Here is a 13,351-nt window from a genome sequence, read left to right as displayed (position 1 = left end):
CTGGACCCGGGCCGGACGGGCGGCGGCGGGTGCGGGCAGCGGGCGGGCGCAGGCGGTGGTCATGCGGCGATCGTGGTGGCCGGGGCGTTCGGGCCGCAACCGGTTTTCGCTCGACATCCGGTGGCGGGCGCGTCGATGTGTCGTCATGTCGGTGTGGTGCACGTGCGATCGGCCGCACGCTCCCGCGGACATCCGCCGACGCCCCGCCTGGTTCCTTCCGCGCAGGTCAGGCGTACGATGTCGCCGGAACACCGCAGCAGGGGAGACGGGGGAGCGGGTCATGGGTGACATCGGGGGTTGGATCTGGTGGGTGCTGCCCGCAGTGCTGTACGGCGGCGGGTGGATCGCCAATGACGCCCGCCGGGCGCTCAAGGTGCGGCACGAGCGCAAGATCGAACTGATCGAGGCGACGGAGCGGCAGCGGACCGCCCTGGAGGCGGCCAAGCGCCCGCCGGAGCCGGTCTGCGGCTGCACGCACCACCTGGCCAAGCACGACCGGCAGGGCCGCTGCCACGAGGTGGTCGAGGCGCCGACCGCGTGGGACGCCGACCGTCGGCCGCTCCAGTACGAGCCGCGCCAGTGCAACTGCCAGCAGTACGTGGGGCCGGAGCCGCTGGGCACGGTGTTCGCGCAGGAGCTGGTCGACCCGCGCTGACCGGCGCTGACCGGCGCTGCCGCAGGCGGTCCCGGTGTTCCCTTGACTCCGTCGTGGGCGCGGAGGACGCTGTCCGTGTACGACATAAACGTGCACCGTATCCGGACTGTGTCAGCCGCGCGACCCACCGTCGTGAGCTCCTGAACACCGACCCGACCGCTGGAGCGATCATGTCGAGCAGCCACTACGTGGCGCTGCCGGACAGTACCCGCGTTCCGCTTGGCGGGGCGCGGGTCATCGGACCGGCCGACCCACGCAGACCCCTCACCGTCACCGTCTACCTGCGCCGCGACCCCGACGCGCCGCCCAAACCGGACGTGTACGAGCTCGCGCTCGTACCGCCGACCCGCCGCACCGTCCCGAGCGATGACGAGTACGCCGCGTCCCACCGGTGGCGCGACACCGATCTCAAGGCACTCGAAGCCTTCGCCGCCGACCACGGCCTCACCGTCTCCAACGAGAACCCGCTGGCCCGCAGCGTCCAGCTGACCGGCGCCACCGAGGACGTCGCCGAGGCCTTCCGGGTCACCCTGGCCCGCTACCAGTACAAGGCCGACGACCGGACCGTTCGGGTCTACCGCGGCCGCGAGGGCCCGATCTACGTCCCGACCGAGCTGAGCGGCGTCGTCACCGGCGTGTACGGCCTCGACAACCGGCCGGTCGGCACCAGCCGGCTGCGCCGCCCCGCCCTGGCCGTGGACGGAGCCTCGACGGCCCTCGCCGCATCGCTGCTGCGGCCCGGCGCCTTCCTCCCGAACCAGCTCGAAGCGCCCTACGCCTACCCCGCCGGCACCGACGGCGAGGGGCAGTGCATTGCTGTCCTCGCCTTCAACGGCGAGATGCCGCCCGGCGTCCCGTCCGGCGGCTACTCGCTCGACGCGCTGCGGCACTACTTCGTCGACATCCTGCACCTGCCGATGCCGGACATCTCCAACGTGGTGATCCCAGGCGTCGGCAGCACCGGCAACGACCCCGGGCAGGACGCCGAGGAGTCGCCCGACAGCACCGGAGAGATCATGCTCGACCTCGCGGTCGTCGGCGCGCTGGCACCCAAGGCGAAGATCGTCGTCTACTTCACCAAGTTCAGCGAACAGGGCTGGGTCGACGTGATGACGCGGGTCGTCAACGACACCGTCAACAAGCCCTCGGTGATCTCCATCAGCTACGGCAACCCCGAGCACGACTCCATCAGCCGGTGGAGCGACGGGGCGGTCGCCCGGGTCGACGCGGCCTTCGCCGCCGCCGCGGAGCGGAACATCACCATCTGCTGCGCCTCGGGCGACGACGGCTCGCGCGACCAGGGCATCGACGAGCTCGCCAGCGCCGACTTCCCCGCCTCCAGCCCGCACGTGCTCGGGGTCGGCGGCACCCGCCTGGTGGTCAAGCAGGGGCAGGTCCTGCGCGAGACCGTCTGGAACACCGAGCCCGGTCGCCAGACCGGTGGCGGCATCAGCAAGCTGTTCCCGGTGCCGGCCTTCCAGGCGGGCACCGCCATCCCACCGTCGGTCAACCCGCCGCACGCCCACGGCCGCGGGGTGCCGGACGTGTCCGCGCTGGCCGATCCGAACACCGGCGTGGTCATCCCGAGCGTGGACGGCGTCAACTTCCCGCAGATCGGTGGCACCAGCGCCGCCGCGCCGATGTGGTCGGCCCTGATCGCGAGGGTCAACCAGGGCCTCGGCGCCCGGGTCGGCTTCCTCAACCCGCTGCTGTACGCGCGCCTCGGGCAGGGCGTCCTGCGTGACGTCACGGTGGGCAGCAACGGCGCCTACTTCTCCGGGGTGGGCTGGGACGCCTGCACCGGCCTCGGCAGCCCCGGCGGTCAGCAACTGCTGGACGGCCTGCGGGCCTTGTGACGCCGCTTCCGGGGTGTCCCGGGTGGGCACCCGTCCCCGCGGACGGGTGCCCACCCGTGCCTCGGCAGGATCAGCCGTTGGCCAGCGCCTGGAGCCGGTCGGCGGCGCCGTTGAAGAGGTCCTGGTCACCGGGGAAGGTGCCGGAGTCGGCGTACTGCCAGAAGGTCTGGTAGCCCCAGCCGTTGGGCAGGGTGCCGACGCTGGAGGAGTAACGGGCGATCCAGAGCGGGTTGGTGGCCCCGAAGCCGCCGTAGTTGCCGGTGCACTGGGTCCACCAGTTGGTGGTGGTGTAGATGGTGGGGTAGCGGCCGGTGCGGGAGCGGACGGTGTCGCTGAAGGAGCGGATCCAGCTCACCATGCCGCTCTGGCTCAGGCCGTAGCAGGTCGCGCCGTACGGGTTGTACTCGATGTCGAGGGCCGGGGGCAGGGTGCGGCCGTCGGCGGACCAGCCGCCGCCGTGGTCGACGAACCAGTTGGCCTGGGTCGCGCCGGAGGAGCTGTTCGGCAGCGCGAAGTGGTAGGCGCCGCGGATCAGCCCGGCGTTGTAGCTGCCGTTGTACTGCTGCGCGAAGTACGGGTTGCGGTAGGTGGTGCCCTCGCTGGCCTTGACGTAGGCGAAGCGCGCGCCGTTGGCGGCCGCGGCGCCCCAGTTGACGTTGCCCTGGTAGCTGGCGACATCCAGGCCGGGGGTCTGCGTGACGGCGAGGGCGGCGACGCCGGCGGTGCTGGAGCGCCCCTCGTGGGCCGCGACGGTGGAGCCCGCGAAGTCGCGGTCGGGGTGGAAGGCGGCCCGGCCCTCGACGGTGGGGGCGGCCCCGGGTGCGGTCTCGGGTGCGGCCCCGGGCGCGGCGCCTGGTGTGGCCGTCGGAGAGGGCGCGGGTGCGGGCTCGGCGGCGTACGCCGGGGCGGCGACGCCGACGCCCAGGGCGGCGGCGGTGGCGAGCGCGGTCAGGAAGGGCAGTCGGCGCGCGGTGGATCTGGTGGTACCGGTGGGGCTGGCGGAGCGGGAAGTGCGGCGCATGAACACTCCTCTGGTCCGGTGCTGATGGCCCAAGGGGCCCGGTACGGCCGGGGGTTGACCCGGCCGGGGAGCAGAGTAGCCAGGTACCCGCCAGTGCCGCCAGGTATCCCAGGCCACATGCTGAACCACCGTCACGTGTGGCCGGCCGCCATCGCGCGGCCCGGAGACCGCCCGGTCGGCCTTCCGGCCTGGTGGCGCCCGTCGGTCCCGGCCTTCGGGGGTGTCCGAACGCTGTGGCACGATGCCGATGGGCCGGTCACCGGCGACGGCCCGCACGACGCCGCAGGCACCGAGCGGCGCCGGCGCCACCGCACGAAGGAGAGGGCCCGCCATGTCCGAGACCACCCCCAGCCCCGTCCGGTCCGACGCGAGGACGCCCGGGGAGCCCGCCTTCCGCCGCGCCACCCCGGCCGACGTGCCGGCCCTGGTCGAGCTGGTCGAGTCCGCGTACCGGGGCGATGCCAGCCGGGTCGGCTGGACCACCGAGGCCGACCTGCTCGACGGGCAGCGCACCGACGCCGAGGGCGTGGGTGCGGCGATCGGCCACCCCGACGGGGTGGTCCTGGTGGTGGAACAGGGCGGTGAGCTGCTCGCCTGCTGCCAGCTTGAGCACCGGGGCGACCGCGCGTACTTCGGCATGTTCTCGGTGCGCCCCGGCCTCCAGGGCGGCGGGCTCGGCCGGGCGGTGCTGGCCGAGGCCGAGCGGGTCGCCGGCGAGGAGTGGGGCGTCGGCGAGCTGGAGATGACCGTGATCGAGCAGCGCGCCGACCTGATCGCCTGGTACGAGCGGCGCGGCTTCCGCCGGACCGGCGTCTACACCCCCTTCCCGTACGGGGACGAGCGCTTCGGCATCCCGCTGCGGCCGGACCTGCGGTTCGAGACGCTGACGAAGGGGCTGCGGAGCGCCTGAGGCGGGGCGTCGAGGGAGTGGGCGTCGAGGGAGTGGGCGCGGCGGTGCTCGGGGTTCGCTCCACGGTCGCTTGACATGGCTCGGTGGAGGTGATGCACCGTCAAGTCGTTGACCAGGAGCGATGCGGAGATGTCATACCGAGTTCACGATTGGTCTAGGCCAATGTGAGAGGCTGGGGACGAACGGCCACGTTCCGTCCCATGCCCAGGGGGGCCATTTCCGCATGCCCGTACTCCATGGCACCGCCATGCCCGCACCCGACACCGGTCCGCACCGGACGCCCGCGGACCCCGACCTCCGCCTGCCCAGCCCGCCCGACGACGAGGAGCTGTACTGGTACTTCGGCCCGCAGCGCCGCTGGGTGCTGCTCTGCGCCACCCTCTCCTACGCCGGGGCCACCGCCACCCTCGGCCTGTTCGCGCTCAGCCGGCCACTGCTCTGGCCGTTCCTGGTGCTCACCGTACTCAACGCCGCCACCTGGCTGCTCTCCCTCACCGACGGCCAACGCGCCCGCCGGTACACGCGCGACTCGCACGACCTGCTGGTCCGCGCCTGGCAGCCCGCCCGCCACCCGAGCGTCGACCTGCTGCTGCCCACTGCCGGTGAACCCCTCGCCGTCCTGGACAACGCCTACCGGCACACCGCCGCCGTCCGGTGGCCCGGCGAACTGACCGTCCTCGTCCTCGACGACGCCGCCCGCCCCGAGGTCCGCGAACTCGCCCGCTCCTACGGCTTCCAGTACCGCTCCCGCCCCGACCGCGGCCGGTTCAAGAAGGCCGGCAACCTCAACCACGGCCTGGCCGAGGGCACCGGCGAGATCGTCGCCGTTCTCGACGCCGACTTCTGCCCCCGCCCCGACTTCCTGCACCACCTGGTGCCCTACCTCGACACCCCCGAGGTCGGCATCGTGCAGAGCCCGCAGTGCTTCGACACGGACGCCGACATGTCCTGGCTCGAACGCGCCGCCGGCGCCACCCAGGAGATCTTCTACCGCTGGATCCAGCCCTCCCGGGACGCCCAGGACGGCACCGTCTGCTGCGGCACCAACGCCCTCTACCGGCGCGCCGCCCTGATGCGGGTCGGCGGCTTCGCCGAGATCGACCACAGCGAGGACCTCTACACCGGACTCTCGCTCGCCCGCGCCGGGTGGACCACCCGGTACGTGCCCGCCCTGGTCGCCAAGGGCATGTCGCCCACCGGCCTGCCCGCCTTCATCAGCCAGCAGTACCGCTGGTGCCTCGGCTCCCTCGCGCTGGTCCGCGACCCGGGCTTCCGCCGGGGCCCGCTCCCGCGGTCGGCCCGGCTCTGCTTCTGGAACGGCATCCTCGGCTACGTCACCAGCGCGGTGAACGTCTTCGCCGTCCCGCTGCCCGCCCTGATCATGCTGTTCTTCGCGCCCGACGAGATCGAACCCTGGCAGGTGCTGCCCTTCCTGCCGCCGATCTGGGTCGCGCTGGTGCTGCTGCCCGCGATGTCCCGCACCCGCTGGCGCTTCGAGGTCACCCGGGTCCAGCTCCTCGGCGGGCTCTGCCACGTGGTCGCCATCGCGCACGCGCTGCGCCGCCGCAGCGCCGACTGGGTGCCCACCGGCGCCGTGTCCGGCGGCAGCACGCTCGCCCGGACCGTCGCCCGGATCGGCGTCGGCTGGCTCGGCCTCGTCGTCCTGAGCGGGACGGCCGGGCTGGTCCGCGCCGCCGCGACGTACGGCTGGCGGCCGTACTGGGCGCTCACCGCGCTGCTCGGACTCACCGCGTACACCATGATCCCGCTGATCCGGGCCCTCTGGCCGCTGGTGCGCGGCGGCAACGGAGCCGCCGTCCAGGACGTCCCCGCACCGGCGCGGCGCTCCGGCGCCGACCTCGGATTCGGCCGTGCGGAGGCCGTCGCCGTCACCGCGGTGCTGCTGCTCTGCGGGCTGCTGGCGTCCGGCTGGGCCGATCCGCTGCTGTTCTGACGGTCCGTCAATTACCGCCTCCTGCTTCCTGCTTTCTGATTCCCGCTTTCTGCTTCCTGCTCGCTGAACATTCCTTGCGCGTCGCCCCACCGGCGCGGACCCGCCGCCCGGCCGCCCCATCGGCCCGGCGGCCCCGACCACCGCTGCCAGCCCCTGCAAGGAGCACCGCCGTGCCAACGGCCGAACCGCCGCCGTCGTTCAATGCCTCCGCCCACCTGCTGCCCGAGGTCGTCCGGCTCGACCGGGCCGATCAGCCTGCTGCGCCCGCGCGGCGCACCGCCGTCGAGGCCGTCGCGCCCCCGGAGCGCGAACCCCGCCGACGCACCGCCTTCCGCCCCGACATCGAGGGCCTGCGTGGCGTCGCGGTCCTGTCCGTCCTCGCCTACCACGCCGCCCTGCCCGGCCTCACCGGCGGCTACGTCGGCGTCGACGTCTTCTTCGTCATCTCCGGCTTCCTCATCACCGGCCTGCTGCTCGGCCGCCCGCTCGGCCTGCGGGACTTCGCCGCCCGCCGTGCCCGCCGCATCCTGCCCGCCGCCGCCACCGTCCTGGTCGCCACCGCCGCCGCCGGCGGCGCCCTGCTCGACCCGTTGCGCGGCACCGACCTCGCCCGCGACCTGATCGCCGCCGCCGGGCAGTTCGCCAACTGGCGGTTCGTCGGCCAGCAGACCGACTACCTCGCCGCCGAACGCGACCCCAGCCCGCTCCAGCACTTCTGGTCGCTCGGCGTGGAGAACCAGTTCTACCTGCTCTGGGGCGTCCTGCTGCTCGGTCTCGCCCGCTACCTGCACGGCCGCCGCCGCACCGTCGCGATCACCCTCGCCACCCTCGGCATCGGCGCGGTCTCGCTGGTGCTCTGCATCCGCTGGACGGCGACCTCGGCGCCGCTCGCCTACTTCTCCACCGCCGGCCGGCTGTGGGAGTTCGCGGCCGGCGCGTGCGCCGCGCTGCTCGCCGGCACCCTCGCGCGCCGCTCGGCGGCTGACGGGGTGGCGTCCGGCGGGACGGCTCGGATGGCGACCGGGGCGCTGCGGGTGGTCGGCTGGCTCGGCCTCGGGGCCGTGCTCGTGCCGCTCGCCTGGTACGACCGCACCACCCCGTTCCCCGGCACCGCCGCGCTGCTGCCCGTTCTCGGCACCGCCGCCGTCCTGCTCGCCGGACCGGCCCACCGCTCCCTCGGCGCCGCCGACGCCGGACGCCTGCTCGCCACCCGCCCGCTGCGCGCCGCCGGCCGGCTCTCGTACGCCTGGTACCTCTGGCACTGGCCGGTGCTCACCATCGCCCAGGCCCGGTACGGCACCCTGCCCTGGACCACCCTGCTCGCCCTGACCGCCGCCAGCGCGCTGCCCGCCTGGCTCACCCTGCGGCTGGTCGAAACGCCACTGCGGTACGGCAGCAGTCCGGCACCCCGGCGCGGACTCGCGGTCGGCGCCAGCGCCCTGGTCATCCCGCTGATCGCCGCGCTCACCCTCGGCGGCGGCACCGTCCGCGCCCTCGGCAGCGCCGACGCGCCCGTCGCCGCCCCGGCCGGTGCCGTGGACGGCCCCGCGCTGCTCGCCCCCGGCACCCGGCTGCTCGGCCTGACCCCGTCGCTCGCCCGGGCCCGGGAGGACTTCCCGCCCGGCAAGGGCTGCGAGATCCCGCTCAACGCCGACACCAGCCCGCGCTGCCTGTTCGGTGCCGAGGACAGCCCCGACCGGATCGTCCTGCTCGGCGACTCGCACGCCGGCCAGTGGATCTCCGCCGCCCTCGCCATGGCCCAGCAGCGGCACTGGGCGCTGGAGGTCCTGGTCAAGCCCGGCTGCCCGCTCGCCACCCTCACGGTGCGCAACAACGTCCTCGGCCGCACCTTCGAGGAGTGCGACCGCTGGCGCGAGAACACCCTCACCCGGCTCGCCACCGGCCCCAAGCCGCGCCTCGTCCTGATGGCCGGCCTCAACCGCTACGGCAGCCAGCAGGAACGCACCCAGGGCTGGAGCCGCACCCTCGACCGCCTCGCCGCCGTCGGCGCCCCGCTCGCCTACCTCGGCGACACCCCGATGCCCGGCCAGGACATCCCGACCTGCCTCGCCGCCTCCGACGGGCGCTCCGACGCCTGCTTCTTCCCCCGCGACACCGCCTTCGAGCCCGACCCGCTCCTCACCGGCGGCCTCGCGGCCCGCTACGGCGTCCGCACCCTCGACCTCGGGCCGCTGCTCTGCCCGGGGACCGGGCCGGACTGCCCGGCGGTGCTGGAGGGCGTCGTGCTCTACCGCGACACCGGGCACATCACCGACACGCTGGCCCGCGTCCTGGCGGGGCGGCTGGACCGGGGGCTGTTCGGCGGCGGCGGCCTCGGGGCGGGGTTCCCCGGTGCTGGCGTCCCTGGCGTCGGCGTCTCCGGCGCTGGCCTCCCCGGCGCTGGCTGACGGCCTGTGTGGCGCGAGCTCGGTCGCCGCTCGCGCCGCATCTACCGCCTCACCGGCACGTTGGCCCGTGTCCTGGCGGCCCGGCTGGATGGGGGCTGCTCGGTAGCGGCTTCCCCGGCACGGGCTGAGGGCCTGTGCCCGGGAAGCCCGGTCGTCACTCCTCGATGCGTGGGCGGCGACCGGGCACGCGCGGTCGGGCGCGCTCCGAGACCGGGGCGCCCGGCCGGCCCGGCCTGCCTGCCCGCCTGCCTGCCTGCCCGCGCGGCACGCGGGCCACCACGCCCGCCCGGCTGCCGTCTGCGGGATCGCTGACGCCGTCCGCCGGGTCACCGACCTTCAGCATCGCCGACCGGGTCGGACCACCCTGACCGGGTGGAACCGTCCCCGCCCCCGTCCTTCGGAGTGCGGCGGCGGGGACGTGCCCTCAGCCGTAGATGCTGTGGCAGAGCCGGGACTGTTCCGAGTTGGCCGGCCAGCGGCCGAGGCGTTCGGCCTGGTCGCAGAGGGCGCCCGGGCCGACGCTCGGGGCGGGTGGGTGACCGCCCTGGGCCGTCGGGGTGGGGCCGGGGGCCGCCGGGGCCGGGGCGCCGTGGGACGGGGCCGGGTGCGGGGCGTGGCCGGGCCTGGGGTGCGGGGTCGCCGCGTGCGGTGCGCCGGAGGGTTCCGCCCCCGCCGGGTCCTCGGGGGCCGCGTTCTCGGTGGCTGTGCCTGCGGCGGTTGTGCCTCCGCTGGTCGGGCTCCCGGCGGTCGGTGACGCGGTCCGGTCCCCGCCGGCCGGTCCGCCGGTGTACGGGGTGGGGGCCGGTAGCGGGGAGGGCGCGGGCGTGACGGCGGCCGGGTCCGCCGCCGGGGCGGACGCGGAGGGCGAGGACTGCGGCAGGGTCACCACGTCCAGCTCGTCACCCGTCCCCGGCCCGCACATCGCCAGGACGGAGGCCAGCACGGCGACCGTCCCGACCGCCGTGGCCGCCCACACCCGGCGCGAGCGGCGCGGTGGCGGTGGGGGAGGCGGAGGCGGCGGAGCGGCGGCGAACGCCGGGACGGGCGGAGGTACGGGGGGCGGCTGCCACGCGTTCGGCGGCCACTGCCACTGCCCTCCGGGGGGCTGCCCAGTCATGTCCTCGTCCTCCTGCCACACTCACCACCCCCCGCCGTACCTTCCTCGTGCTCAACGAGCGGGCCGACGCCGGGACATGACCCGGAAGAGGGTTCTGGACGGGCGCCGATTGCCGCGCCCCCACATGCTTGGGGGCATGGAGACCAACAGCACGTCCAGCGCGCCCGGGCCCCTGGTCGAGGTGGCCGAGTTCCGGACCGACAGCCGTTACCGGCTGGTCCACTTCGAGGGCCACGGCTGGGAGCCCCTCGCCCCAGAGGAGTTCGAGCCCCGGATCCACCAGCTCTTCCCGGACCTCGACCCCCGCGACCCGGCCCGGGTGCACTGGGCGGACCGTCCCTGGGAATGGCCCGCCTGGCATCCTGGTGAGGCTTGAGCCGCTGTTGGCTAGGCTGTCCGGGTGAGTGTGGATCACTTCTGGCGCCGTGTGCCCGGTCCGGCTGCGGACACCTGCCCGCCGACCGAACTCGGCGCGCTCGTGCCCGGGCGGCAGGACGTCCGGTACGACCAGTTGGCGGCCGCCGGGCTGGTGCTCGGCGTGCGCAGCACCGCGCGGCTGATGGAGCTAGCGCTCACCGAGAACGGCCTGCACCCCGACCCGGCCGCGCGGCTGCCCGTCTACGGCGGCGAACGGCGCGAGCCGGGTGTCGGGGCGCCACCCGGTCCGTTCGTGCTGCGCCCCGAGCAGGTCGCGGCGGCCGCCGCGTTCCTGCGGGACTCGGCGCTCGGCGAACTCGTCCGCCAGCAGCACCCCCTGCTGGCCCGGACCGCCGCCCACCTCGGCTACCCGACCCCGTGGTCGGAGGACTGGGCGGCCCGGGTGGTCGCCGACCTCCGGGAGCTGCGGGACTTCTTCGCGGGCGCGGCCACGGCCGGGGACGCGGTGCTCGTCATGGAGTCGGCGTGAACGGGGCGTCGACGGCGGCGGAGCAGCCGGCCGGCGTTGACCGGCCGAACAGTCTTGACCGGCCGAGCGGCGTTGACCGGCCGAACAGTCTTGACCGGCCGAACGGCGTTGACCGGCCGAACGGTCTTGCGGGCACCGCCGGTTACGGCGCGGCGGCGGAGGAGCTCGCCGTCCAGTACGAGAGCGTGACCTTCGCCGAGGTCCACCGGGAACTGTTGCACCTCTACCCCGCGCCGCCCGCCGCCGTGCTCGACGTGGGCGCCGGCACCGGGCGGGACGCGGCCGCCCTCGCCGCCCTCGGGCACCCGGTCGTCGCCGCCGAGCCGACGCCCGAACTCCGGCAGGTCGGTGAGCGGTTGCACGCCGGGGTGGCGGTCCGCTGGGTGTCCGACGGGCTGCCCGGGCTGCCGCTGCTGAGCGGCTCGGGCGAGCGGTTCGACCTCGTCCTGCTGACCGCCGTGTGGATGCACCTCGCGGCCGAGGAGCGCCCGGTGGCGATGGACACCCTCGCCGGGCTCCTCGCCCCGGGCGGCCGCCTCGCCCTCACCGTCCGGCACGGGCCCGTCCCGCCGGGCCGCCGGATGTTCGACGTCCCGCCCGAGGAGACCGTCGCCCTCGCCGCCGCCCGGGGGCTGCGCCTGCTCCACCGCAGCGGACGCTCCGACCTGCACGGGCGGGCCGGGGTCAGCTGGACGGCGCTGGTGTTCGAGCTGGGCTGAGCACGGTTCGCCGTCGTGGCAGGGCGCGCGTCGGTCACCCGAGGAGTCTGCCGCGACCGGGCGCGCGTCGCTCACCCGCCGAGGAAGTCGACCCGGTCGATCAGGCCGTCACGCACGCGGTAGGCGACCAGGACCCGGAGCGGCTCGGCGGCCACGCCCTCGGCGGTCTCGTGGTCGACCACCCAGTCGCCCTGGGTGAGCCGGCCGGTGATCCGGGCCTGGCAGCGGCCTTCGGCGAAGAGCGGGGCGTAGGCCGCGCGCAACGCGTCGCGGCCCTCCAGCCGGCTGCCGTCCCGGCGGTTCACCACGACCTCGGGGGCGTAGGTGGCGAGGAAGGCCGCCAGGTCGTGGCCGTTGTAGGCGGCGAGTTGACGATCCACGGTGACCCGCGGGTCCGTCACCGGCTGCTCGGGCCACTCCGGCCAGTCCGCCGTGACCTGCGTCCGCTCCTGCCACTGCCGGACCCCCGGGCCCGCCGGGTCGCGGCGGCGGCAGAACTCCTCCAGCCAGGCGCACTTGGCGAGCATCGCCGCCCGCCGCTCCGGCCACGGCGGGACGGGGCCCCCGTACGCGCGGAAGAGCTCGCCGAGGGCGCCGACGTGCTCGGGGTGGTGCATGCGGACGATCCACTCGCACCAGGCGAGGTCCTCCACCGGGTCGCCGTCATGGGCGAACTCCCAGTCCAGCAGGGCGGTGACCTCGAAGGTGGCCGGATCGAGGAGGAGGTTGTTGGGCCCGAAGTCCCCGTGCACGAGCACCGGTCCGGCCCCGCTCGCGTCGAGGGCCCGGACGTCGTGGACGGCCTGGACGGCCTGGACGGCCTGGAGCCGGCGCAGCACCCGCCCGCACGCGGCGAGGACCTCCGCCCCGTGCCCGGCCTCCAGCAACTCCTGCGCGGGCACCCCCGGCAGGTGCCCGAGCGTGAGCGCACCCGCTTCGGCGGCCAGCACCGGCGGCACCGGCAGCGCGCCCTGAAGGTGCGTCAGCATCCCCTGTTCGCAGGCCAACCGGGCCTCGCCGTCCGGCCCGTCGTACCGCTTCACCACGACCTTGCCGTCGCCCGTCGTGTGGTTCGTGTAGCCGTGCCGCAACCGTCGCATCCCCTGATCATCCACGACGCCGCCGATGCTCCTCCACCGGTTTCCCGTCCGTCCCGTCCGCATCGCTTGCTCGAGCGGTTCGACTGGGGTCGTGTCGGCGGATCATGACGACGTAGGCTGCAGCGCATGCACAGCACGCTGACCGAGCACGCCCGGTGTCTCTACGGGGATGAGTACCGTCCGACACCGGCGTGCGGTGAGGAGCATCGCGAGCACTACTTCGTCGAAGAGCTGACGTTCGCTGATGCGGACGCGATTCTCTCGATGCTGCGGGAGCTCAGCCCGAACCTGGTCGACGGGCGGCTCCCGGTGTGGATTCGCAACCTCGCCTATCGGCTCGTGCTCTTGCAGAGGCCGGACGAGCCGGCTCTTCTGCGGGAAGCCGCGCAGAACCTGTGGCTGCGCGGTCCGGACTGGGACGACATCGCGGAGGACCTCACGCGGCAAGCCGAAGCGCTGGAAGCCTGCTGACGTCAGCTTGTCAGGGCTTGAGCCGCAGGCGGATCGAGGCCATGGTGACGGTGCCCGCGAAGACGTAGGCGCGCTTGTCGTCGCGAGTGGCCACGGGTGTCGATGCCGCTCGTAGACGGTTTTCCAGCTCCCGAAGCGCTAGGTGTTCTGTCCCGTGAGGTTGGGGATGCGGCTGGCGGGTGGTTTGCCTGCGAGTGCGGTGTGTCCGCGGTGGTGATTGTAGGTGTGGAGCC

The 13,351-nt window shown here is 74.6% G+C and carries 12 protein-coding genes; 9 read left to right on the top strand and 3 right to left on the bottom strand.

What is annotated here, in order from left to right:
- The first annotated feature begins 280 nt into the window (after positions 1–280).
- Both ABTY15_RS10860 and ABTY15_RS10855 read left to right on the top strand, forming a co-directional pair.
- Complete coding sequence (locus tag ABTY15_RS10860) at positions 281–655, top strand: hypothetical protein (protein ID WP_350579799.1); 375 nt, start codon at positions 281–283, stop codon at positions 653–655.
- 170 nt (positions 656–825) lie between these two features.
- Positions 826–2,511 (top strand): S53 family peptidase, encoded by a 1,686-nt coding sequence (locus ABTY15_RS10855; protein WP_350579796.1) that lies wholly within the window; start codon positions 826–828, stop codon positions 2,509–2,511.
- A gap of 70 nt (positions 2,512–2,581) precedes the next feature.
- Here ABTY15_RS10855 and ABTY15_RS10850 read toward each other — a convergent pair whose 3' ends face one another.
- Positions 2,582–3,532, bottom strand: a complete 951-nt coding sequence (locus ABTY15_RS10850; protein ID WP_350579793.1) for a lysozyme — start codon at positions 3,530–3,532, stop codon at positions 2,582–2,584.
- Between the two features lie 331 nt (positions 3,533–3,863).
- Here ABTY15_RS10850 and ABTY15_RS10845 point away from each other — a divergent pair, with 331 nt between their 5' ends.
- The 3 genes from ABTY15_RS10845 (at position 3,864) to ABTY15_RS10835 (ending at position 8,804) form a co-directional block, all read left to right on the top strand.
- Entirely contained in the window at positions 3,864–4,442 is a 579-nt protein-coding gene (locus tag ABTY15_RS10845) for a GNAT family N-acetyltransferase (protein ID WP_350579790.1), read from the top strand.
- A gap of 223 nt (positions 4,443–4,665) precedes the next feature.
- Positions 4,666–6,396: a glycosyltransferase family 2 protein gene (locus ABTY15_RS10840; RefSeq protein ID WP_350579788.1), complete on the top strand. Its 1,731-nt coding sequence runs from the start codon at positions 4,666–4,668 to the stop codon at positions 6,394–6,396.
- A 170-nt stretch (positions 6,397–6,566) separates the two neighbouring features.
- A complete protein-coding gene (locus tag ABTY15_RS10835; RefSeq protein WP_350579785.1) occupies positions 6,567–8,804 on the top strand; it encodes an acyltransferase family protein in 2,238 nt (745 codons plus the stop codon).
- 424 nt (positions 8,805–9,228) lie between these two features.
- On the opposite strand, the gene ABTY15_RS10830 is transcribed toward ABTY15_RS10835, so the two are convergent.
- Positions 9,229–9,780: a hypothetical protein gene (locus ABTY15_RS10830; protein ID WP_350579783.1), complete on the bottom strand. Its 552-nt coding sequence runs from the start codon at positions 9,778–9,780 to the stop codon at positions 9,229–9,231.
- Between the two features lie 277 nt (positions 9,781–10,057).
- Here ABTY15_RS10830 and ABTY15_RS10825 point away from each other — a divergent pair, with 277 nt between their 5' ends.
- From ABTY15_RS10825 to ABTY15_RS10815, 3 genes are read left to right on the top strand one after another with little or no spacing between them, the layout of a single operon-like run.
- On the top strand, positions 10,058–10,297 hold the full coding sequence (locus ABTY15_RS10825; protein ID WP_350579781.1) for a hypothetical protein: 240 nt from the start codon (positions 10,058–10,060) through the stop codon (positions 10,295–10,297).
- Between the two features lie 24 nt (positions 10,298–10,321).
- A complete protein-coding gene (locus tag ABTY15_RS10820) occupies positions 10,322–10,828 on the top strand; it encodes a hypothetical protein (RefSeq protein ID WP_350579779.1) in 507 nt (168 codons plus the stop codon).
- The gene (locus tag ABTY15_RS10815) at positions 10,825–11,547 is read left to right on the top strand and encodes a class I SAM-dependent methyltransferase (RefSeq protein WP_350579776.1); all 723 of its coding nucleotides are present in this window, start codon (positions 10,825–10,827) and stop codon (positions 11,545–11,547) included. Before ABTY15_RS10820 ends, ABTY15_RS10815 begins: the two co-directional genes overlap by 4 nt.
- Before the next feature lie 71 nt (positions 11,548–11,618).
- Here the strand turns inward: ABTY15_RS10815 and ABTY15_RS10810 are convergent, their stop codons facing one another.
- Complete coding sequence (locus tag ABTY15_RS10810) at positions 11,619–12,647, bottom strand: phosphotransferase (protein ID WP_350579770.1); 1,029 nt, start codon at positions 12,645–12,647, stop codon at positions 11,619–11,621.
- 126 nt (positions 12,648–12,773) lie between these two features.
- Here ABTY15_RS10810 and ABTY15_RS10805 point away from each other — a divergent pair, with 126 nt between their 5' ends.
- A complete protein-coding gene (locus tag ABTY15_RS10805) occupies positions 12,774–13,118 on the top strand; it encodes a hypothetical protein (protein ID WP_350579767.1) in 345 nt (114 codons plus the stop codon).
- Positions 13,119–13,351: the final 233 nt, after the last annotated feature.

The organism is Kitasatospora sp. NPDC097643 (assembly GCF_040302625.1).
Lineage (GTDB): Bacteria > Actinomycetota > Actinomycetes > Streptomycetales > Streptomycetaceae > Kitasatospora.
Note: the sequence above shows the minus strand (reverse complement) of the source record. Positions and strands in the feature narration are given on the sequence as shown.